Raw genomic sequence first — 25,406 nt, 5'->3', positions numbered from 1 at the left:
TTCCGGGCTTCCGGGTGTTGGCGCGCCAGGATCCTCCTGGCCTGTCGCCCAACGTGACCGGAGGTCTTCCCAAAACCATCCGCTATCGTTAGCAAAACGAACTTTGCTTTCTATCGTTGAGAGATCCCGTTCGAAGAGGATCTCCAATGAAGCCCGAACTGCTCGCCCTGGTCTGCGTTGCGTTTCTCGCGCCACTCCCGCCTGCCGACGCCCTCGCAGCCCCCGCCCCGTCCCTCACGGAGGTCGGTTACGCGCCTTTGAAAATGACGGTCGGCGGGGAAACGCGCTGCCTCACCGCCAACGGCGACGACACGAAATCATGGCAGTACGTCGCGCTGGAAACCTGCAAAGACGGCTCGCGATTGCAGAACTGGAAGCTCAAGGCCATCGGCAACGCCCGCTATTTCATCTTCAACGAATACTTCGGCGAGACGCGATATCTGCGCACCTACGGCAAGGCGTCGTCGATCGCGCTGGATAGCGACACGAGCGGCTACACCACGATGCGAAGCTGGGAAGTCTCGAACGGCGCCCTCAACGACATCCGCCTGTGGAACGTGTACAGCCGCGACATTGGTCAGTGGAAAACGCTCGACGCCGATCCGCAGGGTCAATCGGTCGGCATTTCCATCCCCGGCAGCACGAGGGCAGACGTCTGGCAATACGATATCGACATGCCGACCCCGCAATTCCCGGTCGCTGGCACGAAGAAGGTCCTCGTCATGGCAACGCATTTCAGCGATGAGACCTCGGCGGATTCAACGCCGGTGCGCGACACGGTGCTCGGCGTGTTCGGCACACCGTATTACGAGGACAGATCGGCCAGGAACTACCTCCTGCAGGCATCGGGAGAGCGATTGACAGCAAACATGGATTTCCTCGACGAGGTCGATATCGGCGAGCGTCCCGACGCCTGCAATGCCAGCCAGATACTCAGCGCCGCGCGCGATGCGGCCCGGCATCGCGAAAGGAATCCGCAGGACTACGATTACCTGTTCGTCAGTATTCGCCAATGGCGCCAGTGCCCCTGGGTCGGGCTGGCCCCGGTTCCGGGAAACTGGGTGCTGGCCCAGGGCAGCTCCGCCCACAAGTTCTGGACCTGGACGCACGAATTCGGCCACGCAATGGGCTTCCAGCACGCCCGGATCCGATACGGCTGCCCGGCGCGCGACGGCGTGGCGCAGCTCGGCGGCGACTGCACGACGTACAACTACGGCAAGGCGCCGACCGACCCGATGGGCGGCGGCGGCGCGGCGATGTTCCCCGTGGCATATCAGCACTTCGCCGGCTGGCTGAGCGATGCGGACGTTCCGTGGATCAAGCATGACGGCACCTACAAGCTCGACCCGCTCTGGCGACGCGGCAGCGCGGCCCAGGGCTATCGGATAAGGCGTTCGGACGGCTCGGTGCTGTTCGTCGAATTTCGTCGGCCCAGTCAGCCGTTCGAGACGTGGTGGGGAGCCTCCCCCTATGTGAACGGCGTCACCGTCTATGTCGTCAACTACTCGCCCAAGGCCCGATCGATGACGAGCACGTTGGTCAACACCACGCCCGGCAGCGGGCGATCGATGGGCGACGCCCCATTGCTGCCGAATCATTCGCTGGACGACACGTTGTCGGGCATGCGTCTCACCGTGACGCTGGCGCACAACGACGGCGCGGAACTCAAGGTCGAGAAGCTACCGAAGTGAAGCCGCGCGTTGTGCGGCCCGGAAACGGTCATTGCGGCAATTCGGCCGCGCCCATGCGACGCGCGATGACACCGGCGCGCTGCGAGAGGTACGGGGAATTGCGATGCGCATCGAAGTAGCGCGGCCGCGGCAGCATCACCGCGAGTCGCGCCGCCTGCCACGGCGAGAGTCTCGACGCCGGAATCCCGTAGTAATAACGCGATGCCGCCTCGGCACCGAACACGCCTTCGCCCCACTCGACCGAATTCAGATAGATCTCGAAAATCCGCTGCTTGTCCATCCAGAACTCGAGCATCCAGGTGATGCTGAGTTCCTCGGCCTTGCGCAGATAGCTCTTCTCGCTCGAGAGAAACAGATTCTTCGCGAGTTGCTGCGAAATGGTCGAGCCTCCGGCGACGATGCGCCCTTTCTTCTGGTTCTTCTCCCACGCGCCGAGCATCGCGTCGATCTCGAAACCGTCGTGATTGACGAAGTTCGCGTCTTCGCTGGCGATGATCGCGCGCTTCAGGTTGCGCGAGATCTGATCGTACGGCACCCATTGATGCCGGAGTGTCGCGTTGGGATCCGTCTCTCGCAGACGCGCCTCGGCCGCTCTCATGAATGCCGTCGATTGCGGATCGAAGTGCACCCACCACCCGATCTGCAGGAAGTAATAGAGCTGCGTGGCCAGCACGCCCGCGATCAGCAGCGTGATGACATACGCGGTCCATTGCCAGGGTCCCCACTGGCGTTTGCGGGAAGCCGTGCGGGCGTGACGTCTCTGCGAGGGCATCGGGACAGGTTCAGCCTTTCGCGTTGAGGCGTGCGCGCAGTGCGGCACGCACCGCATCGGTGGACGGGCGCACGCCTCGCCACACCGCGAACGCTTCGGCCGCCTGCTCCACCAACATGCCGAGCCCATCGGCGGCCCGCGCGGCGCCTTCCGACAAGGCCCGCGTCATGAAGACGGTCGGCCGTGCCCCATACATCATGTCGTAAGCCAACGCCCCGGCCGCGTATACGCCGGCGGGCAGTGGCGGTACATCGCCCTGGAGACTTCCTGCCGTGGCGTTGATCACCACGTCGAAACCGCCGGGCACCGCGTCCCAGCCACCGCCGGCCAGCGCAACCCCGTGGCGTTGCGCCGCCTCGGCGAACCGGGCGACCAGTTCGTCGGCGCGCGCGGCCGTGCGATTGGCCACGAAGAGCGCAGCCGGCGACGCCTCGATCAGGGGCAGCATCGCGCCACGCGACGCGCCACCGGCGCCGAGCAGCAAGACGCGACGCCCCTTGAGCGCCACGCCCAACGGGCCCTCGATGTCGCGCACGAGCCCCACGCCGTCGGTGTTGTCGCCCGTGATGCCCTGAGCGTCGAAGAGCAACGTGTTCACCGCGCCCGCGGCCTGCGCGCGCGGCGTCAGGCGATCGGCAAGCGCGTGCGCTTCCAGCTTGAAGGGAACCGTGACATTGGCGCCGCTGGCACCGTGTTCGATGAACGTGCGAACGGTCGCGGCAAAGGCGTCGAGCGGCGCGAGCAGGCGTTCATACGTCAATCGTTGTCCGGTCTCGCGCGCGAACTCGGCGTGAATGAACGGCGACTGGCTGTGTTCGACAGGATGACCGATCACGGCGTAGCGATCGGCCGACCTATCCCCGGTAGGCGTTTGGTTTGTCATCGTTGTCAAAGCTGCGGCGCCTGGCTTTCGCGCAGGCGCCGCTTTTGCGTTCATCGAATTGGCGGAGGGCCGGGTTCAGGCGACATCGATCACCAGAGAATCCAAAGCAGGATGCCCCCGAACAGTGCCCATTTCACCGCATAGTACACGTACCGGTTCCAGGCCTTGAGGCGTTTGCCGACAATGCGGATCGAGTAAATGTACTTGAAGACCCGGTTCAGGCCGCCGGTGCGATCGCCTGCGTCGTTGGGCGACGCCGCCGCGCCGACCAGATGGCGGCCGAACCAGTGGTTGACCGCCTGCGTCCAGCGGTAGCGCATGGGACGCTCGACGTCGCAGAACAGAATGATGCGATTCTGCCCGCTCTGGTTCTCGGCGTAGTGGATGTAGGTCTCGTCGAACACCACACCTTCACCGTCGCGCCAGCTGTAGCGCTGGCCGTCGACGTCGATGTAACAGCGGTCGTCGTTCGGCGTGACCAGTCCGAGGTGATAGCGCAGCGACCCGGCGTACGGATCGCGGTGACGCACGAGGCGACTGCCATGCGGCAATTCGGCGAACATGGCCGCCTTGATCGTGGGTATCTTGCGCACGAGTTCGGTCGTGACCGGACACAGCGTGCTCGCCGACGGATGGGCTTCGTCGTACCACTTCAGATAGAAGCGCTTCCAGCCGCTCTTGAAGAACGAGTTGAAGCCGACGTCGTTGTACTTGTCGGACGCCTTGATCCGGCTCGCTTCGAGCAACGACACCGCCTCGGCGCGAATGGCTTCCCAGTTCTGCCGCAGCGGTTCGAGCTCCGGGAAATTGTCGGTCTTCAGATACGGCGTCGTCGGCACGCGCGAGAACGCGTACATGAACACGTTCAACGGCGACAGGAACGTCGAATGGTCGGACAATTGCCGGAAGAATTTATGGCGAACCTTACCTCGCAGATGCACATACACCGCGCATGCCGCGATAATCGCCAGGACAATCCATTTCATTACAGACTTTCCAGGTCGGAGCAAACCCCGTAATTATAGAAATATTTGGAAAGTTCGACCGGGCACGCCCAACACCGGGGACAGGCACGGGCGCCTGCTGCGTCGCTATTGCCCCGCGCCGCCCGTCGGCGTCGCCAGCGTTTCGGCATGGACGCCCTGACGGGAAAACGTCATCCGGGTGACGATTTCGAGAATGTCGTAGCGCTGCTTCATCTCCGGCGAAAAGTCGCCGAACGGCGCGCTCGCCTGGACGATGGCGACCGCGCGCCTATCCAGGTCCCGATTGCCCGAACTGCGCGTAATCTCCACGCCCGCGACGTTCCAGCCGTCCCTGTGATAGCCGAGACCACCGCGCTGGTTGACGTTGAGCGTGACGATCAGCTCGCCGTACAGGCGCGCGTTGCCGATTTGCGGAAAGTGCTCCGTGCCGTAACGCTCCACGCGATGGCGCAACGCATCGAAATAGCGGGCGTATGCCACTTCACGCGTGTTGGCCGTGACCTGCCCGCGCTTCGGGCGCGTCTGATAGGCGCGCAACTGCTTGTCGATTTCCGCCTGCAAGCGGGCGATCTGCTGATCGACATTCTGGTCGTCCGCACCCAGACCATGCTGCGGGGCGTCCGCGCGTTTGCGCTGCGCCGCCGGCGCCGCCGCATACTGGCTGCGCAGTTGCGACAGCAGTTTTTCCTGCATCGCCTCCAATTCGCTCACGTTGCGCTGCATTTGCGCCACGGGGGCGCCATCACGCTCGAGCGCACGCGAGGGCAGCGGCGACGCGGCGCGCTCCCCGTCATGCTCGCCGCCGCCCACGAGGTTGGCTTGTGCGAGCGCAGTGGCCTTGTCGGGCGCGCTGGCCGACTTGGCGTTGACGAGCACGACGTCGAGCGGCGTGTCCGCGCTGTGCAACCGGAAACTGTCGGGGGCGACGAAATGCACCGCCAGCGCGAGCAAGTGAACCAGGGCCGAAAACACAAGGCCCGTGGCCAGTGGATGCTCGCGCATGAGCGACCAACCGCGGCGACGTGCCGCGTCGAGGTTGCCGGAGGCGAGTGCCGGTTTCAGCACGCCGTGCTGGCGGATGCGTCGCGCGCGCCCGCGGCCATCAGTGCGGCGGCGAGCGGGGAGGCGTCGGTGGACGTGGCGCCGGCATCAGTACGATCGCCCGAGCCGTCGGCGTCTGCGGGACTATCGTCGCCATCTGTACCGTCGGCGCCATCGGCACCGTCGGCACCATCGTCACCATCGGCGCCGTCGCTACCCGCATTGCCGTCACTGCCCTCACCCCCCTCGCCTTCGCCACCGTCGCCCTCGTCATCGTCGTCTCCGAGCAACGCCTGGCTGGCGTCGAGCACTTGCGAGACACGCACCGAGATGCTGAGGGTGACGACATCGAGCGAGAGCACGTCGAGCATGATCTGCGTGCCGCGCGCGTGCAATCCCAGGCCCGGCACGATCAGCGTGAGCGGGATGTCGTTCAGACGAACGGTATCGCCCTTGAGCACGCTCGCCTGCACCTGAGACTTGTTCTCCTGGATCAACCAGCGCAGGCACCAGTAGCGTTCCATGCGGCTCTGGTGCTCACCGTACGCCGCATAGGCGGCCTCGAAGCTCGACACCGTGGCATAGAGGTCGGCGTCCTTCGGCTTGAACGGGGCCGCCAGCTTGGCGGTCACACCATGACGCACGCAGGCGATCAGTTGCCACTGGTTCACCAGATCGACGTAGCGGCGCAGCGGCGACGTGCTCCACGCGTATTGCTCCACGCCAAGCCCCTCGTGCGGTGCGGGCGAGGTCTGCATGCGCGTGCGATTCACGCCGTAGGCACGTTGTGCACGGTAGATGCCGGGCACACCGCATTCCGCCAGCAGGCGTCCCCAGCGGCTGTTCGCGAGAATCGCCATCTCGGCGACGATCAGATCGAGCGGTGCGCCGCGCAGGCGCTGCTTGATCGTGACGTGCTCGCCGTCGACATAAAAGTTGAAGTCGGTCTTGTTCTGTACTTCCGGGCGCAGGCCATAGCCCACGCGCGCCGCCTGGCGCTTGTCGTAGAGCGACTGCGCGAACGGCCACAGCAGGCGAAGCTCGTCCTTGTGCGGATAGTCGCCGCTGCCGTCGGCCAGCGTTTCGGCCGTGATGATCGAATCGAGCTCGTTGTGGCGCAGGTTCGCCGAGATCGGCACCCGCTCGGCCCGGGTCTCGGTCGCCACGATCTCGTAGGTGTCCGCCTTGACCACGACGTAAAGCGAGAGCGCCGGGCGAGCGCCACCCTCGGCGAGCGTGTAAGCCTCGACCACGGCATCGGGCAGCATCGTGATCTTCTCGCCGGGCGCATAGACCGTCGACAGGCGCACGCGCGCGATTTCGTCGATGGGATCGCCGCGTGAGAGCCCCAGCGCCGGTGCCGCAATATGGATACCCACGCGCAGCAGGCCATCGGGCAGCATCTGCACCGAGAGCGCGTCGTCGATCTCGGTGGTCGTCGAATCGTCGATCGAGAATGCCTGCACCTCGGCCAGCGGCAGGTCGTCGGCCGGCAGGGGAACGGGTCCCACGTCGGGGAAGCCGGTGCCGCGCGGGAAGTATTCGTAGAGGAACGCCGCCTCGTGGTAAGCGCGCGGCGACGCAATGCCGCCGCATGCCAGCATCACCTCGGCGTGCGTCTTGCCCAGGGCAATCGCCGCCGCGTCGAGCGCCTTCCACTCGATGGCGTTCTTGTCCGGACGGAACAGCAGCACCAGCTCCTTGCCCCTGAGCGCGTCCGGTAGCGTACCGGCGATCAGTTGATCGGCGTACCCCGCCTGCAGTTCGGCCTGCTGTTGCTTGCGCGCCAGCCCGGCGAGCGCGGCCTGCAGCTGCTCCTGCGGCGCGCGCTGATATTGTCCGCGCCCCTTGCGACGGAAGTAGATCGGCGACGCCTGCAGGGCCAGCGCCAGTCCCGCCTGCTGGGCAACGCTCGCCCCTTCTCCGAAATATTCGGCGGCGAGCGTCGGGAACGGAAATTCTTCGGCAGGCGCGCACTCCCACAGGAAACTCATGTCGATGTCCTGTGCTGCGGCCTGCGCTTGCGCGATCAGTTCGGCGGGGGTGGGCGTCTCGAAGCGCAACAGAACGTCGCGCCCCTTGATCTTGCTTCGGCGCCCGCCGGGCAGCTCAACCTGGTACGACTCGCCCTGCTGCGACAACACCGTGCCAGCCTTGAAGCCGCCGGATTCCTCAAAAAAAATGTTCATGAAACAGCCATCGATCGCAATAGGCGATATTGTAGCCCGCCAATGTACGGCGGTTCAGAGCGGAACGGGCAAACGTGTCATTCGCCCGCGGACAGGCCCGCAGTGTCGGGCGAAGGGGGAACGTCGACGCCGGCGAAACGCAACACGTCGTCCATATAGTCGACGAAATCGGAAATGCCGTGGTCGCTGCCCTCGATCAGCGTGAGCTTCGCCCCCGGAAACTTTGCCACCATGTCGCGGTAATCGAGCGTCTGATCACCGGTCGCGGCCACGAGGTAGTAGCGTTGCGCCCGCGTGATCCGCGGCACGTCGATCATGCGCAGCTCATCGAGATGGCGCGGCTCCACGACAATCGTCCCGCCCCCGTGCCACATCGGCTGCTCGCCGAGCCATTTGCCGAGGTCGTCGTACGGACGGGTGGCCGGATTGAGCAACACCGCTCGGCATCCGAGCTTTTCGGCCAGGTACGTGGCGTAGTAGCCGCCGAGCGAGCTGCCCACGATGGTCAGGTCGTCGCCGTTCACGCCGGCCAGCAGCCGTTGCGCATCGACCACGGCGGCCAGCGGCGAGGGAGGCAACTGCGGGCACGCCCACTGATGCCCCAGTCCGAGCCGGTGCATGCGCGCGGCCATCAATTGCGCCTTGAAGGAACGCGGCGACGATCGGAAGCCGTGCAGGTAAAGAATCATGGGAGTTCCCGATAGAGCCGAATGAGGCGACGTGCCGGTCGGTCGCGCATCAGGCGCGTGCCGCGAGCGCGTCGAGCAGTTTCTGGTGGATGCCGCCGAACCCGCCGTTGCTCATCACCACGATCTGATCGCCCGGCTGGGCGGCCGCGCTCACCGCGCGCACCAGACCGTCGATGTCGCTGAACGCCTGGGCACGCGCGCCCAGCGGCGCCAGCGCTTCGGCCAGATTCCAGCCCAGGGCGTCCTTGCCCGAAGGCGCGCCGTAACCGAACACCAGATCGGCGTCGGCGAGACTGGCCGGCAATTGCGCCTTCATCACGCCAAGCTTCATCGTATTCGAGCGCGGCTCGAGCACCGCCAGAATGCGGGCATTGCCCGCGCGGCGGCGCAGCCCGGCAAGCGTTGTCTGAATCGCGGTCGGATGATGCGCAAAATCGTCATAGACGGTCACGCCCGCCGCTTCGCCGCGAACTTCCATGCGGCGCTTCACGTTCTGGAACCGACCTAGCGAGCCGGCGCCTTGCTCCGCAGGCACGCCCACATGGCGGGCGGCAGCCAGCGCGGCCAGCGCGTTCATCCGGTTGTGTTCGCCTTGCAGCGCCCACTTCACCTCACCCGCCGCGCCCGGGCCGTGATGCACCCAGAAAGCCTCCTGCGACGCCGCGGCGCTCGGGGTGCCGTCGTCCTTGGCCGGGGTGGCGTGCCAGCCGTCGGCCACGCCAAAGCGTTCGACCTCGCTCCAGCATCCGCGGGCCAGCACTCGCTCGAGCGCCGGCTCACGACCGTTGACGATCAGTCGTCCCTGTCCGGGGACGGTGCGCACCAGATGATGGAATTGCGTCTCGATCGCGCCGAGATCCGGAAAGATGTCGGCATGATCGAATTCAAGGTTGTTCAGAATGGCAGTGCGTGGCCGGTAGTGGACGAACTTGGAGCGTTTGTCGAAGAACGCGGTGTCGTATTCGTCGGCCTCGATCACGAAGAAGTCGCTGTCGGTCAGGCGCGCGGATATGCCGAAGTTCATCGGCACGCCGCCCACGAGAAAGCCCGGGTTGTACCCCGCGTCCTCCAGAATCCAGGCGAGCATCGACGTCGTCGTCGTCTTGCCGTGCGTGCCCGCCACCGCGAGCACCCATTTGTTGGCGAGCACATGCTCACCCAGCCACTGCGGGCCCGACGTATAGGGCAGGTTCCGATTCAGGATTTCTTCCATGAGCGGATTGCCGCGCGAGACCACGTTGCCGATGACGAACAGGTCGGGCGCGAGCGACACCTGGTCGGCATCGAAGCCTTCGATCAACCGGATACCCTGGGCCTCGAGTTGGGTGCTCATCGGCGGATAGACGTTGGCGTCGCAGCCCGTGACGGTATGACCGGCCTGACGGGCGAGCACGGCCAGACCGCCCATGAACGTGCCGCAGATGCCCAGAATATGAATATGCATGGATGGGGAGCGTGATGAGACGGGCCGAACCCGTGCGGGAAATGGAGATGCGCAAACGACAAGGCCACCATTGTACCTGCGGCATGCGCCGCCATGCCTTTCGGGTATCATCGTTCGCATGACACGTAAATCCTGGACCGATGTCCAACGTCTGCGCGAGGAAATCGCGCTGACCGCCGCCCGCCTCATTGCCGAGGAAGGGGCCGATTACGCCACGGCCAAACGCAAGGCGGCGAAGCAGGTCACTGGCGAGACGCGCGTTGCCGGCGAATGGCTGCCGGATAACGATCAGATCGAAGCGGAAGTGCGCGAGTACGTGCAAACGTTTCTCTCCGACACGCAACCGGCCGAATTGGCGCATTTGCGACGGGTGGCCCTGGCCGTCATGACCGAGCTGGCCCGCTATCGTCCGTTTATCACCGGCGCGGTCCAAAACGGCACGGCCACGGCGATGTCCGATATCTATTTGCAGGCTTTTTGCGACAACCCGAAGGAAGTGGCCATCGACCTGCTGAATCGCGGCATCGACTACGAAGTCTCCGAGAGCCGTCACTTCAACGGGCGCGGCATGGTCGAGACGCTGAGCTTCCTGTGGCGTGAGCGTGGCCAGCGAGGCGAACCGGCAGGGGTGCATCTGTCGCTGTATTCGCTCGACGACATGCGCGGTGCATTGAAAGCCACCGACGGCAACGGCCGCGCGGTTCGCACCGATGCCGACGGTCTACGCACCCTGATCGCGCAGGCCGACGCGCCGGCGCCCGAACCCAGTCATTGAACCAGTGCAGGCAGTTGACACCGGATTCACATCAAATCGCCACGATTTCTTCGCAGTTGCCGCTTCTGAACCGCGTCCTTTTCGTCTAACGTCTACTCCCGGATCTCCCGGCCCTTCTTAACATGGCAAAGCGCATCGTTATTCTGGTGATTCTGGCACTCGCCGGACTGGCGGCCGGTTTCTGGCTCGGTCAACGCAATACGGCGCCCGGTGGGGCGTCGAACGCCGCCGTCGCGCAATTGCTGGCGACCCGGCTGCCCGACCTGAGCGGCGGCGAGCAGGCGATCTCGCAGTGGCGTGGCAAAACCCTGGTGGTGAACTTCTGGGCGCCGTGGTGCGGCCCGTGCGTGGAAGAAATGCCCGACCTTCAGGCGCTTTCCAGCGAATTCGGCAGCAAAAATGTCCAATTCGTTGGAATCGGCATCGATACGGCACAGAACATGATCGCATTTGAGCAAAAGGTAAAAGTCGATTACCCCTTGCTCGTGGCAGGGTATGCGGGCACCGACCTCGCCCGCGCACTGGGTAACAAGGCCGGTGCGCTGCCCTTTACCGTCGTGATCGATCCGCAGGGACGCCTGCACTACGAAAAGCTCGGACGAATTACCTCGGACGAGGTTCGTGCCGCGCTCAAGCCCTTGATCTGACCCCATTGGCGGGAAGGCGCGACGGCGGAGAACCCGCGTCAGACGTGAGTTGTGGGAGCCAAGGGCGCGGCACCTATTTCGCCCCACTGGACAAAATCCACCAACTGGCGTTTAATTGCGCCCAATTTCGTGAAATTTGATTCGCCGATGCCTCACCGCATTCTCGTGCTACACGGCCCCAACCTGAACCTGCTCGGTACTCGCGAGCCGGAGGTGTACGGTCGCACGACGCTGGCGGACATCGACGCTGCGCTTCTGGCTCAGGCCAAGGCTGCCGGCGCCGAGGTCGCAACGTTTCAAAGCAATCACGAAGGCGCATTGGTTGACCGGATCCAGGCGGCACGCGCGAAGTCGATCGACTTCATCGTCATCAACCCCGCGGCCTATACCCACACCAGCGTGGCCATACGCGACGCGTTGTCGGGCGTAGGCATTCCGTTCGTGGAAGTTCACCTTTCGAATGTCCATGCGCGCGAGGCCTTCCGGCATCACTCGTACTTTTCCGACATTGCGCAAGGCGTGATCTGCGGCCTGGGCTGGCGCGGGTACACCTACGCACTCGATTTTGCCCTGCGGCGACTCGCCGGCGGGTAGTCCACTCATCTCCATTTCCCATCGCGGGGCGCTGCCCCCGCGTCGATACCGAATCAAGGAGCTTCCTTCATGGATTTGCGCAAACTCAAGACGTTGATCGACCTCGTGGCCGAATCGGGTATTTCCGAACTCGAAGTCACCGAAGGCGAAGGCAAGGTCCGCATCGTCAAGGCGCCGCCGCAGGTGATCGCAGCCCCGATGCAAATGGCCATGCCGGCCGCCGCGCCGCAAATCGGCGCGCAAGCGCCCGCCGCGGCAGCGGCCCCGGCAGCACCTGCCGCGCCGGTCGTGCCGCAAGGTCATATCGTGACTTCCCCGATGGTCGGCACGTTCTACCGTGCGCCGTCGCCGGGCGCCGATCCGTTCGCCCAGGTCGGCGACTCGGTCAAGGAAGGCCAGACGTTGTGCATCATCGAAGCCATGAAGCTGCTCAACGAAATCGAGTCCGACAAGGCCGGCGTGATCAAGGAAATCCTCGTCGAGAACGGTCAGGCCGTCGAATACGGTCAACCGCTGTTCGTGATCGGCTAATGCCGGTTGTCGGACACCCGTGCCCGCGCAGGCATTCGCCGTGCGGCGCCGTCCGGTGCCCGGCCCCGCTCCTCTCCCCTACGGGCAGGACTGCACATAATGTTTGAAAAAATCCTCATCGCCAACCGCGGCGAAATCGCTCTGCGCATCCAGCGCGCGTGCCGCGAGATGGGCATCAAGACCGTTGTCGTCTATTCGGAAGCGGACAAGGAAGCGAAGTACGTCAAGCTCGCTGACGAGGCCGTTTGTATCGGCCCGGCCCCCTCGCCCCAAAGCTACCTGAACATGCCCGCGCTTATCAGCGCGGCCGAAGTGACCGACGCCCAGGCGATCCATCCGGGCTACGGTTTCCTTTCGGAAAATGCCGACTTCGCCGAGCGCGTCGAAAATTCGGGCTTCACGTTCATCGGCCCGCGCCCCGACACCATTCGCCTGATGGGCGACAAGGTCTCGGCCAAGCAGACGATGATCAAGACCGGCGTGCCGTGCGTGCCGGGTTCGGAGGGCGCGTTGCCCGACGATCCCAAGGAAATCGTGCGCATTGCGCGCCAGATCGGCTACCCGGTGATCATCAAGGCCGCCGGCGGCGGCGGCGGTCGCGGCATGCGCGTGGTACACACCGAAGCGGCACTCGTGAACGCGGTCAATATGACGCGCGAGGAAGCCGGCCGCGCTTTCGGCAACCCGGAAGTCTATATGGAGAAGTTCCTCGAGAACCCGCGCCATATCGAGATCCAGGTGCTTGCCGACAAGCACAAGAACGCCGTCTGGCTGGGCGAGCGCGACTGCTCGATGCAGCGCCGCCACCAGAAGGTGATCGAGGAAGCCACCGCTCCGCTGATTCCGCGCCGTCTGATCGAGCGTATCGGCGATCGCTGCGCCGACGCCTGCAAGAAGATGGGCTACGTCGGCGCCGGCACGTTCGAATTCCTGTACGAGAACGGCGAGTTCTATTTCATTGAAATGAACACGCGCGTCCAGGTCGAGCACCCGGTCACCGAGATGATCACGGGCGTCGATATCGTGCAGGAACAGATTCGCATCGCGGCCGGCGATAAGCTCGCCTTCCGTCAGCGCGACATCCAGTTCCAGGGTCATGCGATCGAATGCCGCATCAACGCCGAAGATCCGTTCAAGTTCACGCCGTCGCCGGGTCGCATCACCGCGTGGCACATGCCGGGCGGCCCGGGCATCCGCGTCGACTCGCACGCCTACAACGGTTACTTCGTGCCGCCCAACTACGATTCGATGATCGGCAAGCTGATCGCCTACGGCGCTACGCGCGAGCAGGCAATCCGCCGCATGCGTGTGGCGCTGTCGGAAATCGTGATCGAAGGTATCCAGACGAACATTCCGCTGCACCGGGAACTGATGCTCGACGCCAAGTTTGTCGAAGGCGGCACGAGCATCCATTATCTGGAACACAAGCTGGCGCAGAAGTCTGCCGTCGGCGGCGGCAATTAAGCAATTCATCAGTCGTTATTCAGTAGGAAACGCTCGCCATGTATCGCGAACTCGTCGTAGAAGTTGCCCGCGCCCAGGCCGAGGCCCTGTCAGACGCCCTGCTCGATCTGGGCGTACTGTCGGTCTCCGTGGAAGACGCGGATGCCGACACGCCCGACGAGCAACCGATGTTCGGCGAGCCGGGACTCACCCCGCCGGACACTGCGTGGCAGCATTCGCGCGTGGTGGCCCTTGTAGGTGAAGACCAGGACGCCGCCGTGTTGCTCGCGGCGGCCGTCAACGAACTGGGGCTCGCCGAGTCGCCCGCGTTCACGTTGCGTGACGTGGAGGAGCAGGACTGGGTGCGCCTGACGCAATCGCAGTTCGAGCCGATGCAGATCGGCCAGCGGATCTGGGTCGTGCCGTCCTGGCACGACGCACCCGATACCGACGCGCTCATCCTCGAACTCGACCCGGGCCTCGCGTTCGGCACCGGCAGCCATCCGACCACGCGTTTGTGCATGGAATGGCTCGAGCAGCATGTGCAGCCGGGTCAGTCGCTGCTCGACTACGGCTGCGGCTCCGGCATTCTGGCGATCCTCGCACGCAAGTGCGGCGCCGATCCGGTCATCGGTATCGATATCGATCCGCAGGCGGTCGAATCGGCCCGCTACAACAGCGAACGCAACCACGCGCCGGTCGAATACGGTTTGCCCGACGACCTGCGCGACGGTCAGTTCAACATCGTGGTCGCCAACATCCTGTCGAATCCGCTCAAGCTGCTCGCGTCGATGCTGACGTCGCGCGTGGCGCCGGGCGGGCGCCTCGCACTGTCGGGCGTGCTCGAACGACAGGCCGACGAGGTGATCGCGGCCTACGCGCCCTATATGAAGATGTCGGTCTGGCGCGCTCACGACGGCTGGGTCTGCCTGCACGGGCAGGCCGCCGGCTAAGGCGCGCACCACGCGCCGAGTCTCCCGGAGTCCCATGACCCAGTCCTCGCGCGTTCTCGCTACCCGCTGCCCACACTGCCACACGGTCTTTCGCGTCGTCGCGGATCAGCTCAAGCTGCGCGACGGTCTGGTGCGTTGCGGGCATTGCCGGGAAGTGTTCGACGGCCGCGCCTATCTGTGCGACCCGCCTGCGGACGACGAGAACGGGTCGATGCCGGACATGCCACCCGGCGCCGTGGGCGCTCCCGCGCCGACAGCGGCAGATGCCATGGCGTCGGCGTCCGGCGATGCGCCCCCGGGCGACACGGCTTCGGCGGACAAACCGCCGGTGCCCGAAATGCTCACCCCTACCGCCATCGCTGCCCTGCTCGGTGCGCCGGACGAGAGTCGGGCGCAGATGCGACACGGTCCGGGCCGCTACATCGACGACGAAGATGCCACCGTCCTCACCGCGCCGACAGCGCAGGCGGTGTCGGCGACGAATCGCGCGCAGCCGCAGAAGCCGCGCCCCGGTGCCGCCCGCGTGATCTGGCGCATTTTGATGGCCCTCGCCGTCGTTGCGCTGCTCGCGCAGTGGGCGTGGCTGGAACGTGCAGCGCTTGTCGACCGCATGCCCGCCCTGCGCGGTGTCTTCGCGACGATCGGCCGCCCGCTGCACGTGACGATCGGGCCGCCGCGCCAGCCGGACATGATCCAGATTTCCAGCGTAACGCTCGTGACCGACCCCGACGCGGGACACGACAGCGCGACGGGCGCGGCCAACGATTCGGCGAATCTCCCCGGGAATATCGCCGCGAACGACGGCACGGCGAGTGGCGCCTCAGCCCCGACCGACGACACCGTGCCGATGACGCTCACGGTGTTCATGCGCAGTCAGGCCAGTTACGCAGTGGCCTGGCCATCGCTCGAGCTGACGCTGTCCGACATCGACGGCAAGCCGGTGGTGCGTCGCGTTTTTTCAGCGAATGACTACGTAAGCGATGGGGCACAGCGCGAAGCCGGTTTGTCGCCACGCAATGAACGCACGATTCGGTTACGATTGTCGGCGCAGGCAGCGCTAGCCAGTAATTTCCGGGTGCTCGCGTTCTATCCCTGATAGCGCTGTTGCACTCAACCTAGGAGATATCGATGTCCCAAGTCACGCTCGGGGGCAACCCCATCGAAGTCAACGGCCAGTTCCCGCAGAAGGGACAGACCGCACCGGCGTTCTCGCTGGTCAACGCCAAACTGCAGGACGTCAAGCTCGACGACTTCGCTGGCAAGCGCAAAGTCCTCAACATCGTGCCGAGCCTCGACACGCCGACCTGCGCCACCTCGACCCGCAAGTTCAACGAAGCCGCCGGCAAGCTCGAAAACACGGTCGTGCTCGTCATCTCGGCTGACCTGCCGTTCGCCATGAGCCGTTTCTGCGCCACGGAAGGCCTGAACAACGTCGTCCCGCTCTCGCTCATGCGCGGTCGCGAGTTCCTCGAGAACTACGGCGTCGCCATCGCCACCGGCCCGCTCGCCGGCGTGACGGCGCGTGCCGTGGTCGTGCTCGACGCCGACAACCGAGTCGTGCACGCCGAGCTGGTGCCGGAAATCAAGAATGAACCGAACTACGACGCTGCGCTCGCCGCACTCTCGTAATCGATACGACGTCGTCATTGCGCCGACGCGTCCGATCCTTCGGCGCGCGTCGGCGTCGCAGTTCCCAAGCCGGCCTGGTCGATATCCCGGCCTGATTTTTCTCGCGGCGTCGCCCATATTGCGTCTCGCGATGGCGCAGGCGTTCGCCGCCCTGCGCCGCCTTGCGCTCACCCTTTAGAAGGACACACTCCGTGACTACCGTGATCTGCGGCTCGCTCGCCTACGACAACATCATGACGTTCGAAGGCCGCTTCGGAGAGCACATCCTGCCCGATCAGGTGCACATTCTGAACGTCAGCTTCCTCGTGCCGACGATGCGCCGCAACTTCGGCGGCTGCGCCGGCAACATCGGCTACAGCCTGAACCTGCTGGGCGGCTCACCGGTCGTCATGGGCGCCGTGGGCGAAGATGGCGGCGCATACATCGAGCGCCTGGAGTCGCTCGGCATGTCGACGGCATTCGTTCGCACCATTGCCGACAGCATGACCGCCAACGCAATGATCACCACCGATCTGGACAACAACCAGATCACGGCCTTCCACCCGGGCGCGATGATGTTCTCGGCGCAGAATCGCGTGGCCGACGTCAGGGACGCCACACTGGGCATCGTCGCGCCGGACGCGCCCGACGCCATGCTCGCGCACGCCGAAGGATTCGCCGCCGCCCGCGTGCCGTTCGTGTTCGATCCGGGTCAGGGCCTGCCGCTGCTCTCGGCCGAGGCACTGCGTCGCATGGTGGAACTCGCCACTTATCTCGCGGTCAACGACTACGAAGCCAAGCTCCTCTGCACGAAGACCGGATGGTCGATGGACGATCTCCAGTCGCGCGTCGAGGCACTTGTCGTCACGCGCGGAGAACACGGGGCCCTGATCTTCGCCGACGGCAAGCAGCACGACATTCCCGCCGTGACCGCCAAGCGTGTCGTCGACCCCACCGGGTGCGGCGACGCTTTCCGTGGCGGGTTGCTGTATGGCATCGAGAAGGGCCTCGACTGGCCGACCACCGGCCGCCTGGCCAGCCTGATGGGTTCGCTCAAGATTGCCGAGCAAGGCCCGCAGACCTACGCACCGACGCGCGCCGAGATCGAGGCGCAATATCAGGAAGCGTTCGGCCACCGCTTCGAATGATTCTACGAAAGGCATAACGATGGCACGACTGACCACACCGCTGATTCTTCTCACCGCCGCCGCATCGCTCTCGCTGTCCGCCTGCACGGCGTTCGGCCCGAGCAATTCCGCGAGCGTCTACAGCAGCCGCCAGGCGCAACGCGAACAGGTCGTGCGCATGGGCACGGTCGAATCGGTTCGTCCGGTCACGATCGACAGTAGCAATGGCGATCCGGGCATTCTGGGGATTGCCGGCGGCGGCGCACTTGGCGCCATTGGCGGCAGTGCCATCGGTGGCGGCCGGGGCTCGATCGCCACGGGCATCGTGGGCGGTCTGCTCGGTGCCGTGGCGGGTCAGGCCATCGAGAGCCGCATGAGCAAGAAGGCCGGCCTGGAGATCACCGTGCGACTCGATAACGGCGAACTGCGTGCGATCACGCAAGATGCCGATGAATCGTTCCAGCCGGGGCAGCGCGTGCGCCTGCTCTCGAGCGGCGGCGTGACGCGCGTCACGCACTGACATCACCTCGCGCCCGCGCATCGCCTCCCCGGCGACGTGCGGGAACGCGGGATCACGAAGCGACCCACGGGCGACATCTGTCGCCCGTGATTCGTTTACGAAACGTGACGTGCGTCGGCATCGCCCGACGCGTCAGGACGCGAGGACGCAGGGCCATGAAAAAACCCGCCGTGACGATTGCTCATCACAGCGGGTTTCGGATCGAGTAGGCCTACTCGATCAAGAGACACCGAAGTGCCTGGGTTCCTGCATCGGCACTCGAATTACGGACGGCTGCCGGTCGGGAACGGCCATGCCGCTGCCGGATTCAGTGCCGTCTTCGGTGCTGCCGGGGCTGCGGCCGGAGCAGCAGCAGGCTTGGCGGCAACCTTCTTCACTGCCGGCTTCTTGGCAGCAGCGGGCTTCTTCGCCGCAGGCTTGGCAGCCGCCTTCTTCGCAGCGGGCTTCTTGGCCGCAACCTTCTTGGCCGCCGGCTTCTTCGCAGCAACCTTCTTCACTGCTGCCTTCTTGGCGGCCGGCTTCTTGGCGGCAACCTTCTTCACCGCTGCCTTCTTGGCGACCGGCTTCTTGGCGGCAACCTTCTTCACCGCTGCCTTCTTGGCGACCGGCTTCTTGGCGGCAACCTTCTTCACCGCTGCCTTCTTGGCAACCGGCTTCTTGGCGGCAACCTTCTTCACTGCTGCCTTCTTGGCGACCGGCTTCTTGGCGGCAACCTTCTTCGCTGCCGGCTTCTTCGCGGCGGCGGCCTTCTTCGCGACCGGCTTCTTGGCGGCCACAGCCTTCTTCGCGACCGGCTTCTTGGCGGCAGCAGCCTTCTTTGCTACCGGCTTCTTGGCAACAGCCTTCTTTGCTGCGGGTTTTTTCTTAGCAGTAGTAGCCATCACTTTGCTCCTTAACGTGAGAGATCACTCAAACATAACCACCTGAGAAGGAAACCCGACCACCGTGCGGAAACCGCCGGCGAGCGGGCTATTCATCGGCGTACGCATCGGACTTCGACGGCTTACGCTAATGAATTCGGCGCTGCGCGCATGACGCTGACCGTGAGTGGTCAAGCGCGCAAAAAAATTGCCGGCGACATTGCCGCCAGCAATTCGAATGTCTTGAGAAAGGGGATTCGCCAGATTCTTCGGGGGGTAGCTTGCCTGTCCCGTCATCGGGATGGAGGAGATTGCGATAGCGGATAAGCGATACTGCTTGCTATGCACCAAGGTTTTTACGCTCCGTAACTACCAGCTCTCTGTCGCGGGAGGAAAGCAGCGAGTGCTTTCGTGAGTTCATCGAGACTGCAATTTATTTGAGCGAATAATAATTCTTTTGTGATGCGATGTTAATACTTTGTGCGTAAAAAAGCGCACATCATTCGCACCGAAGAAGTCAATCTGTTGTATTTGATGCACATCGCGCCGGTGTGTCGATGCACATGAAGCGCATGCGAAGCTCGACGACAGCGACGCGAGCGACGTGGGTGAGAGGATGATGTGCGTGACCTGCACGTTCTCTTTTGCTTCTCTTGCTGCCGGTCACGCGTGCGCGACACGCACACACCACTCTCTCGAAACCCGCATGGATGCTCGCGTTCCAGCGAGCACCCATTTCACTGCAACCACTCAGTCCCAGCTCAGCGCGCCACCGGTCTGGTACTCGATCACTCGCGTCTCGAAGAAGTTGCGCTCCTTCTTCAGATCGATCATCTCACTCATCCACGGGAACGGATTTTCTTCGTTCGGGAAGAGTGCCTCGAGACCGATTTGTGCGCAGCGACGGTTCGCGATGAAGCGCAGATAGCTCTTGAACATGCCCGCATTCAGACCAAGCACGCCGCGCGGCATCGTGTCTTCGGCATAGCGATACTCGAGCTCGACGGCCTTCTTGAACAGCTCGCGGATCTCCTCGCGGAACTCCGGCGTCCACAGGTTCGGGTTTTCCAGCTTCACCTGGTTGATCAGGTCGATGCCGAAGTTGCAGTGCATCGACTCGTCGCGCAGGATGTACTGATACTGCTCCGCGGCGCCGGTCATCTTGTTCTGGCGACCCAGTGCGAGGATCTGCGTGAAGCCGACGTAGAAGAACAGGCCTTCCATGATGCAGGCGAAGACGATCAGCGAGCGCAGCAGCTTCTGGTCGGCTTCCTGCGTGCCCGTCTGGAACGACGGATCGGCGACCACCTCGATGAACGGCAGCAGGAACTCGTCCTTGTCGCGAATCGACGGCACTTCATGATAGGCGTTGAAGATCTCGCCTTCGTCCAGGCCCAGGCTCTCGACGATGTACTGATACGCGTGCGTGTGGATGGCCTCTTCGAACGCCTGGCGCAGCAGGAACTGGCGGCACTCCGGCGCGGTGATGTGGCGATAGGTGCCCAGCACGATGTTGTTCGCGGCGAGCGAGTCGGCCGTCACGAAGAAGCCGAGGTTGCGCTTGATGATGCGGCGCTCGTCCTCGGTCAGACCGTTCGGGTCCTTCCACAGGGCGATGTCGCGCGACATGTTGATTTCCTGCGGCATCCAGTGGTTCGCGCAGCCGGCGAGATACTTCTCCCAGGCCCACTTGTACTTGAACGGCACCAGCTGGTTCACGTCCGTCGTGCCGTTGATCACGCGCTTGTCCGAGGCGCTCACGCGACGCGTCGACTGCGAGGCGATCACACTCGGGGTATCCCCCTGGGTGCCGAGGATGTTCGACGCAGGCGCAGCGGCCGGACTCGGAGCGGCGGCCGGAGCCGGCGATTTGGCAGTGGTGTCTTCTTCCCAGTTCAGCATAGGGTCTCAGTCCGTTCAGGTTGATGCGATACACGCGCTAACGTGCACCGCCGAAGTGACAGATCAGCCGTTCGGGTTCGAAGGCTGACGAAAAATTTGCGATCCGGCGACCGACAACTCGTCGCCGGTGGCGTAACGTGCATGACGTCCATCGGGTTCGCCGGAAAAATTGCCGTGTTTCGGGGGTAGTGCAGATGCGCTGATGCGCAATGTTGAACAACAACGTCGACGCGAGAGCGGTAACAACATCATGTCCTCCCGACGTCGAATTGAACGTCTCCAATTTAGCACAATTACGTCACTCATTCCAGCACGCAACACTACATATAGTGCCGTGCCGCACAACGACCACTATACCTAGTGTTAGACGGGTTTCCCCTCGTGCCCCCCGGGCATTCTCGCGGGACCGGCATCTTGCCATGAAACGCCGTCGCGCGACAGCGGTTCGCACGCGTCGAAATGGCGCAGCGCGACATTGGCGTATCCTTGTGAGCGAGCGCCACCGCATGGACAGCCGGCACGACAGATTGCGGCGCATGCGACTTCACCGCGCAGACGAAGGAGATACCGACGATGACTTCCGCAGGCCCCGACGGCCGACCGGCGAATATCCCGCCGACACCCAGCGACTCACCTTCCGCCTTGCCGCCATCACCCGGCCCGACACCGCTCGTCCTCAGCCCCGGCAAACCGATTCGCCTGACCAGCGGCGCGCTCCTTGCCGAGGTACAGCCGGGCGCCGGCGGCCGCCTCTCGCGGCTCGCGCGCCGCGACACGCGCGGCGATCTGTTCGATTACCTGGTCCCGCTCGGCAACGACCCGTTCCCGTCGGACGAGTGGCCGAAGGCCGGCGCGTTTCCGATGCTTCCGTATACCAATATGCTGCGCGACGACAGGCTGCACTGGCGCGATCGCACGATCACCGTTCGCGAGCAGCCGGCGGCGTCGAGTTCGCTGCACGGCTGGGGGCTGCGCCGCGAGTGGGAGGTCGTCGACGAAAGTCCCCACTGCTGCGTGCTGCAACTCGACTGCCCCGCCCAGCCCGAGTGGCCCTGGCACTATCAGGCGTACCTGTCGGTCACGCTCGACGCGCAGGGCGTCGACATGCAGCTCTCGCTCACCAATCTGTCCGCCGACGCCATGCCGGGGGGGCTCGGTCTGCATCCCTACTTCCGCTGGCCGGCCGGCGCGCGGCTGACGTTCGAATCGGAGGCCGTCTGGCATTCGCCCTCCGAAGACGTGAGATGGCCGAGCGAGCAACGCATCCACGTGGGCGCCATCGAGGTGGTGTCCGTCGGCGGCGGGCTCAACATGGAGGGCCGCTCGACGTGGTTCGCCGAAGCGCCCTCCGGTTCCGGGCGCTTCGATGCCCGCATCGACTACGCCGGCGGCCTGCGCTCGGCCACGGTGCGCAGCAGCGACGCACCGTGGCTCGTGGTGCACTCGCCGGCGGGTCGCCCCTACCTGTGCCTGGAGCCGTCCACGCATCGCGTGGGCGAGTTCGACCACGATCACGTTGTCATCGCGCACGGCCAGACACTCGATCTGACGATGCGCATCGATCTGGCCTGACGCTCGGGCGAAGGCAAGAAAAAACCCCGTCGCCCTTGCGGGCCGACGGGGTTTTTTCCGACCGGGGAGACAACGTGCACGCCGCCCCGGTGCGCCAGGCGCAGGCCTCAGCTTACTGGCAGGCTTCGCACTCGTCGAAGCCGGGGTCGCCCGGGCGCATCGTGCAGACCGCGCCTTCGGCGTCCGGCATCGGCTGGGCCAGCGGCGAGAGCGGCGCGCTCGGTTCGGCCGAGAAACCACCCGACATACCACCCGAGCTCGGCACCGCGTTCAGCGCACCGTGGCTCACCGTCGACTTCTCGACGTGCGTTGCGGCCATCGTCCGGAGGTAATACGTGGTCTTCAGGCCGCGCGTCCATGCCAGCTTGTACGTCTCGTCGAGCTTCTTGCCCGAAGCGCCGGCCATGTAGATGTTGAGCGACTGGGCCTGATCGATCCACTTCTGACGACGCGACGCCGCCTCGACCAGCCACTTCGGCTCGACTTCGAACGCCGTGGCATAGATCTCGCGCAGGTCGGCCGGCACACGGTCGATACGCGAGAGCGAACCATCGAAATACTTCAGGTCGGCGACCATCACTTCATCCCACAGACCGCGGGCCTTCAGGTCACGCACCAGGTACTCGTTGACCACCGTGAATTCGCCCGAGAGGTTCGACTTCACGTACAGGTTCTGGAACGTCGGTTCGATGCAGGCCGACACGCCGATGATGTTCGAGATCGTTGCCGTCGGCGCGATGGCCACGCAGTTCGAGTTGCGCATGCCGTGCGCGGCGATGTGCTTGCGCAGGCTGTCCCAGTCGAGCGAACTCGACAGGTCGACGTCGACGTAGCCGCCGCGCTCTTCGGCCAGCAGCTTGAGCGAGTCTTGCGGCAGGATGCCGCGATCCCACAGCGACCCCTTGTACGACGAATACTGGCCGCGCTCCTTGGCCAGCTCGGTCGACGCCCAGTAGGCGTAGTAGCACACGGCTTCCATCGAACGATCGGCGAACTCGACGGCGGCATTGGACGCATACGGCGTGCGCAGCAGGTGCAGGCAGTCCTGGAAGCCCATGATGCCCATGCCCACCGGACGGTGATGCAGATTCGAATTGCGCGCCTTCGTCACCGCGTAGTAGTTGATGTCGATCACGTTGTCGAGCATGCGCATCGCCACGCGAATGGTGCGCTGCAACTTCTCGTGATCGAGCTCGTAGCCGTTGGCGGTCTGCTTCAGGTGAGCCACGAGGTTGACCGAGCCGAGGTTGCACACGGCGATTTCGGTCTCGCTCGTGTTCAGCGTGATTTCCGTGCACAGGTTCGACGAGTGCACCACGCCCACGTGCTGCTGCGGCGAGCGGATGTTGCACGGATCCTTGAACGTGATCCACGGATGGCCGGTCTCGAACAGCATGCCCAGCATCTTGCGCCAGAGCGCCTGCGCCGGAATCTTCTTGAACAGCTTGATTTCGCCGCGCGCCGCCTTCTCTTCATAGGCGGTGTACGCCTGCTCGAAGGCCTTGCCGTACTTGTCGTGCAGGTCCGGGCAGGTCGACGGCGAGAACAGCGTCCACTCGGCGCCTTCCATCACGCGCTTCATGAACAGATCGGGAATCCAGTTCGCCGTGTTCATATCGTGCGTGCGACGACGGTCGTCGCCGGTGTTCTTGCGCAGCTCGAGGAATTCCTCGATGTCCAGGTGCCACGTTTCCAGATAGGCGCACACCGCGCCCTTGCGCTTGCCGCCCTGGTTCACGGCCACGGCCGTGTCGTTGACCACCTTCAGGAACGGCACCACGCCCTGGCTCTTGCCGTTCGTGCCCTTGATGTGCGAGCCGAGCGCGCGCACCTGCGTCCAGTCGTTGCCCAGACCGCCGGCGAACTTCGAGAGCAGCGCGTTTTCCTTGAGCGCTTCGTAAATGCCCTCCAGATCGTCCGAGACGGTCGTGAGGTAGCACGACGAGAGCTGCGAGCGGCGCGTGCCCGAGTTGAACAGCGTGGGCGTCGAGCTCATGAAATCGAAGCTCGACAGGATCTGGTAGAACTCGATCGCACGCGCTTCGCGTTCGACTTCGTTCAGCGCCAGCCCCATGGCCACACGCATGTAGAACGCCTGCGGCATTTCGATGCGATGACCGTCGATGTGCAGGAAGTAACGGTCGTACAGCGTCTGCAGGCCGAGGTAGTTGAATTGCAGGTCGCGGTTGGCGTCGAGCGCGGCGGCCAGCTTGGCCAGGTCGTACGAGAGCAGTTGCTCGTCGAGCAGCTCGGCCTCGACACCCTGCTTGATGAAGCGCGGGAAGTAATCGATGTAGCGCGCGGCCATGTCGCCCTGCAGCACTTCCTCGCCGAGAATCTCGCGGCGGATCGTGTGCATCAGGATACGAGCGGTGACCTGGCTGTACGCCGGCTCCTTCTCGATGAGCGTACGCGAGGCGAGGATCGCCGAGTCGTAAACCTGCGACAGCGGCACGCCGTCGTACAGGTTCTTGATGGTTTCGGTCAGGATCGGCTCGGCGTCGACTTCATTGCCGAGGTTCTCGCAGGCGGCCTGCACCACGCCACGCAGCGCGGCCATGTCGAGCGGGCGCGACACGCCATTGTCGGTGACATGCAGCACCGGCATGTCGGGCGCGGCGGCTTCGGGCGCAGCCTCGACCGCGTGAGCACGCTCCTGCGCGCGCTTCTCGCGATACAGCACGTAGGCGCGGGCCACGTTGTGCTCGCCTTCACGCATGAGCGCGAGTTCGACCTGATCCTGAATGTCTTCGATGTGGAACGTGCCGCCGTTCGGGCGGCTGCGCATCAGCGCGCGCACGACGTTCTGCGTCAGTTGCTCCACGAGCTCGCGAACACGTGCCGACGCCGCGCCCTGACCGCCGTTCACGGCGAGGAACGCCTTGGTCACGGCGATCGCGATCTTCGACGGCTCGAAACCCACCACCGCGCCGTTGCGTCGAATCACTTTGAAGTCGGCGTTGGTCGCCGGCTCGAAGGCACCCGTCGTCTGGGGCGCCGACGCACCCGGGCCGGTGCCGGTCGTCGCGGCGGGCGTCGGGTTCGGGCGGGTGAGGTTTTCGTTAGTCTGCATGTAAAAACTCCCGTTCCAATGAGATGGTGCTGTTAGCGCGTCTCTACCAGTTTCACGACCGGCAAAAATACGCCCTGGGGGCGCCGATGGAGCGAAGTGCTGAACA

The 25,406-nt window shown here is 64.4% G+C and carries 23 protein-coding genes; 12 read left to right on the top strand and 11 right to left on the bottom strand.

Going from position 1 to position 25,406, the window contains the following annotated elements:
• Window positions 1-146: 146 nt before the first annotated feature.
• Window positions 147-1,691 (top strand): metallopeptidase domain-containing protein, encoded by a 1,545-nt coding sequence (locus LV28_RS27360; RefSeq protein WP_025250246.1) that lies wholly within the window; start codon window positions 147-149, stop codon window positions 1,689-1,691.
• Window positions 1,692-1,719: 28 nt separating this feature from the next.
• On the opposite strand, the gene mtgA is transcribed toward LV28_RS27360, so the two are convergent.
• From mtgA to mpl, 7 genes are all read right to left on the bottom strand, one after another.
• Window positions 1,720-2,463: a monofunctional biosynthetic peptidoglycan transglycosylase gene (gene mtgA / locus LV28_RS27355; protein ID WP_023594175.1), complete on the bottom strand. Its 744-nt coding sequence runs from the start codon at window positions 2,461-2,463 to the stop codon at window positions 1,720-1,722.
• Between the two features lie 10 nt (window positions 2,464-2,473).
• The gene (gene aroE, locus LV28_RS27350; RefSeq protein WP_038618833.1) at window positions 2,474-3,346 is read right to left on the bottom strand and encodes a shikimate dehydrogenase; all 873 of its coding nucleotides are present in this window, start codon (window positions 3,344-3,346) and stop codon (window positions 2,474-2,476) included.
• An 89-nt stretch (window positions 3,347-3,435) separates the two neighbouring features.
• On the bottom strand, window positions 3,436-4,332 hold the full coding sequence (gene lpxO / locus LV28_RS27345; protein ID WP_023594173.1) for a lipid A hydroxylase LpxO: 897 nt from the start codon (window positions 4,330-4,332) through the stop codon (window positions 3,436-3,438).
• Between the two features lie 105 nt (window positions 4,333-4,437).
• The gene (locus LV28_RS27340) at window positions 4,438-5,397 is read right to left on the bottom strand and encodes an energy transducer TonB (protein WP_255315186.1); all 960 of its coding nucleotides are present in this window, start codon (window positions 5,395-5,397) and stop codon (window positions 4,438-4,440) included.
• The gene (locus LV28_RS27335; protein WP_023594171.1) at window positions 5,391-7,562 is read right to left on the bottom strand and encodes a ribonuclease catalytic domain-containing protein; all 2,172 of its coding nucleotides are present in this window, start codon (window positions 7,560-7,562) and stop codon (window positions 5,391-5,393) included. The genes LV28_RS27340 and LV28_RS27335 overlap by 7 nt, the downstream gene beginning before the upstream one ends.
• A gap of 77 nt (window positions 7,563-7,639) precedes the next feature.
• Entirely contained in the window at window positions 7,640-8,251 is a 612-nt protein-coding gene (locus LV28_RS27330) for a YqiA/YcfP family alpha/beta fold hydrolase (RefSeq protein WP_023594170.1), read from the bottom strand.
• A 49-nt stretch (window positions 8,252-8,300) separates the two neighbouring features.
• The gene (gene mpl / locus LV28_RS27325) at window positions 8,301-9,695 is read right to left on the bottom strand and encodes a UDP-N-acetylmuramate:L-alanyl-gamma-D-glutamyl-meso-diaminopimelate ligase (protein ID WP_038618838.1); all 1,395 of its coding nucleotides are present in this window, start codon (window positions 9,693-9,695) and stop codon (window positions 8,301-8,303) included.
• A 118-nt stretch (window positions 9,696-9,813) separates the two neighbouring features.
• Here mpl and LV28_RS27320 point away from each other — a divergent pair, with 118 nt between their 5' ends.
• The 10 genes from LV28_RS27320 to LV28_RS27275 all read left to right on the top strand — a co-directional run bounded on the left by LV28_RS27320 (window position 9,814) and on the right by LV28_RS27275 (window position 17,893).
• Window positions 9,814-10,470: a hypothetical protein gene (locus tag LV28_RS27320; protein WP_023872347.1), complete on the top strand. Its 657-nt coding sequence runs from the start codon at window positions 9,814-9,816 to the stop codon at window positions 10,468-10,470.
• Between the two features lie 122 nt (window positions 10,471-10,592).
• A complete protein-coding gene (locus LV28_RS27315; protein WP_023594167.1) occupies window positions 10,593-11,117 on the top strand; it encodes a TlpA family protein disulfide reductase in 525 nt (174 codons plus the stop codon).
• Window positions 11,118-11,264: 147 nt separating this feature from the next.
• Window positions 11,265-11,711 (top strand): type II 3-dehydroquinate dehydratase, encoded by a 447-nt coding sequence (gene aroQ, locus LV28_RS27310; protein WP_038618841.1) that lies wholly within the window; start codon window positions 11,265-11,267, stop codon window positions 11,709-11,711.
• Between the two features lie 69 nt (window positions 11,712-11,780).
• Complete coding sequence (gene accB, locus LV28_RS27305; protein WP_023594165.1) at window positions 11,781-12,242, top strand: acetyl-CoA carboxylase biotin carboxyl carrier protein; 462 nt, start codon at window positions 11,781-11,783, stop codon at window positions 12,240-12,242.
• 99 nt (window positions 12,243-12,341) lie between these two features.
• Window positions 12,342-13,706 (top strand): acetyl-CoA carboxylase biotin carboxylase subunit, encoded by a 1,365-nt coding sequence (accC, locus tag LV28_RS27300; protein ID WP_023594164.1) that lies wholly within the window; start codon window positions 12,342-12,344, stop codon window positions 13,704-13,706.
• A gap of 38 nt (window positions 13,707-13,744) precedes the next feature.
• Entirely contained in the window at window positions 13,745-14,638 is an 894-nt protein-coding gene (gene prmA / locus LV28_RS27295) for a 50S ribosomal protein L11 methyltransferase (RefSeq protein WP_038618846.1), read from the top strand.
• Between the two features lie 34 nt (window positions 14,639-14,672).
• Window positions 14,673-15,734 (top strand): DUF3426 domain-containing protein, encoded by a 1,062-nt coding sequence (locus tag LV28_RS27290; protein ID WP_038618849.1) that lies wholly within the window; start codon window positions 14,673-14,675, stop codon window positions 15,732-15,734.
• Window positions 15,735-15,766: 32 nt separating this feature from the next.
• Window positions 15,767-16,267 carry a thiol peroxidase gene (gene tpx / locus LV28_RS27285; protein ID WP_023594161.1) on the top strand — a complete coding sequence of 167 codons (501 nt, stop codon included), beginning with the start codon at window positions 15,767-15,769 and terminating at the stop codon, window positions 16,265-16,267.
• A 191-nt stretch (window positions 16,268-16,458) separates the two neighbouring features.
• Complete coding sequence (locus LV28_RS27280; RefSeq protein ID WP_023594160.1) at window positions 16,459-17,394, top strand: carbohydrate kinase family protein; 936 nt, start codon at window positions 16,459-16,461, stop codon at window positions 17,392-17,394.
• A gap of 19 nt (window positions 17,395-17,413) precedes the next feature.
• A complete protein-coding gene (locus LV28_RS27275) occupies window positions 17,414-17,893 on the top strand; it encodes an outer membrane lipoprotein (RefSeq protein ID WP_023594159.1) in 480 nt (159 codons plus the stop codon).
• A gap of 263 nt (window positions 17,894-18,156) precedes the next feature.
• On the opposite strand, the gene LV28_RS27270 is transcribed toward LV28_RS27275, so the two are convergent.
• From LV28_RS27270 to LV28_RS27265, 3 genes are all read right to left on the bottom strand, one after another.
• The gene (locus LV28_RS27270) at window positions 18,157-18,774 is read right to left on the bottom strand and encodes a histone H1-like DNA-binding protein (RefSeq protein ID WP_023594158.1); all 618 of its coding nucleotides are present in this window, start codon (window positions 18,772-18,774) and stop codon (window positions 18,157-18,159) included.
• A 24-nt stretch (window positions 18,775-18,798) separates the two neighbouring features.
• Window positions 18,799-19,104 carry a hypothetical protein gene (locus LV28_RS48625; RefSeq protein ID WP_141572477.1) on the bottom strand — a complete coding sequence of 102 codons (306 nt, stop codon included), beginning with the start codon at window positions 19,102-19,104 and terminating at the stop codon, window positions 18,799-18,801.
• Between the two features lie 399 nt (window positions 19,105-19,503).
• Entirely contained in the window at window positions 19,504-20,655 is a 1,152-nt protein-coding gene (locus tag LV28_RS27265; protein ID WP_023594157.1) for a ribonucleotide-diphosphate reductase subunit beta, read from the bottom strand.
• Between the two features lie 573 nt (window positions 20,656-21,228).
• On the opposite strand from LV28_RS27265, the gene LV28_RS27260 reads away from it, so the two are divergent.
• Window positions 21,229-22,227, top strand: a complete 999-nt coding sequence (locus LV28_RS27260) for an aldose epimerase family protein (RefSeq protein ID WP_081326804.1) — start codon at window positions 21,229-21,231, stop codon at window positions 22,225-22,227.
• 112 nt (window positions 22,228-22,339) lie between these two features.
• Here the strand turns inward: LV28_RS27260 and LV28_RS27255 are convergent, their stop codons facing one another.
• Complete coding sequence (locus LV28_RS27255; protein ID WP_023594155.1) at window positions 22,340-25,300, bottom strand: ribonucleoside-diphosphate reductase subunit alpha; 2,961 nt, start codon at window positions 25,298-25,300, stop codon at window positions 22,340-22,342.
• Window positions 25,301-25,406 lie beyond the last annotated feature (106 nt).

The sequence above is a fragment of the Pandoraea pnomenusa genome (genome assembly GCF_000767615.3).
In the GTDB taxonomy this organism is placed as follows: domain Bacteria; phylum Pseudomonadota; class Gammaproteobacteria; order Burkholderiales; family Burkholderiaceae; genus Pandoraea; species Pandoraea pnomenusa.
This window is presented reverse-complemented; position numbering and strand designations above follow the sequence as displayed.

Excerpts from the sequence above, each read along its gene's own strand:
- aroE (WP_038618833.1), bottom strand. The coding sequence starts at position 3,346 with ATGACAAACCAAACGCCTACCGGGGATAGGTCGGCCGATCGCTACGCC.
- LV28_RS27315 (WP_023594167.1), top strand. The coding sequence starts at position 10,593 with ATGGCAAAGCGCATCGTTATTCTGGTGATTCTGGCACTCGCCGGACTG.
- LV28_RS27275 (WP_023594159.1), top strand. The coding sequence starts at position 17,414 with ATGGCACGACTGACCACACCGCTGATTCTTCTCACCGCCGCCGCATCG.
- LV28_RS27335 (WP_023594171.1), bottom strand. The coding sequence starts at position 7,562 with ATGAACATTTTTTTTGAGGAATCCGGCGGCTTCAAGGCTGGCACGGTG.
- aroQ (WP_038618841.1), top strand. The coding sequence starts at position 11,265 with ATGCCTCACCGCATTCTCGTGCTACACGGCCCCAACCTGAACCTGCTC.
- accC (WP_023594164.1), top strand. The coding sequence starts at position 12,342 with ATGTTTGAAAAAATCCTCATCGCCAACCGCGGCGAAATCGCTCTGCGC.
- LV28_RS27265 (WP_023594157.1), bottom strand. The coding sequence starts at position 20,655 with ATGCTGAACTGGGAAGAAGACACCACTGCCAAATCGCCGGCTCCGGCC.
- LV28_RS27360 (WP_025250246.1), top strand. The coding sequence starts at position 147 with ATGAAGCCCGAACTGCTCGCCCTGGTCTGCGTTGCGTTTCTCGCGCCA.
- LV28_RS27330 (WP_023594170.1), bottom strand. The coding sequence starts at position 8,251 with ATGATTCTTTACCTGCACGGCTTCCGATCGTCGCCGCGTTCCTTCAAG.
- LV28_RS27290 (WP_038618849.1), top strand. The coding sequence starts at position 14,673 with ATGACCCAGTCCTCGCGCGTTCTCGCTACCCGCTGCCCACACTGCCAC.
- mtgA (WP_023594175.1), bottom strand. The coding sequence starts at position 2,463 with ATGCCCTCGCAGAGACGTCACGCCCGCACGGCTTCCCGCAAACGCCAG.
- prmA (WP_038618846.1), top strand. The coding sequence starts at position 13,745 with ATGTATCGCGAACTCGTCGTAGAAGTTGCCCGCGCCCAGGCCGAGGCC.
- LV28_RS27260 (WP_081326804.1), top strand. The coding sequence starts at position 21,229 with ATGACTTCCGCAGGCCCCGACGGCCGACCGGCGAATATCCCGCCGACA.
- mpl (WP_038618838.1), bottom strand. The coding sequence starts at position 9,695 with ATGCATATTCATATTCTGGGCATCTGCGGCACGTTCATGGGCGGTCTG.
- tpx (WP_023594161.1), top strand. The coding sequence starts at position 15,767 with ATGTCCCAAGTCACGCTCGGGGGCAACCCCATCGAAGTCAACGGCCAG.
- accB (WP_023594165.1), top strand. The coding sequence starts at position 11,781 with ATGGATTTGCGCAAACTCAAGACGTTGATCGACCTCGTGGCCGAATCG.
- LV28_RS27320 (WP_023872347.1), top strand. The coding sequence starts at position 9,814 with ATGACACGTAAATCCTGGACCGATGTCCAACGTCTGCGCGAGGAAATC.
- lpxO (WP_023594173.1), bottom strand. The coding sequence starts at position 4,332 with ATGAAATGGATTGTCCTGGCGATTATCGCGGCATGCGCGGTGTATGTG.
- LV28_RS27255 (WP_023594155.1), bottom strand. The coding sequence starts at position 25,300 with ATGCAGACTAACGAAAACCTCACCCGCCCGAACCCGACGCCCGCCGCG.
- LV28_RS27270 (WP_023594158.1), bottom strand. The coding sequence starts at position 18,774 with ATGGCTACTACTGCTAAGAAAAAACCCGCAGCAAAGAAGGCTGTTGCC.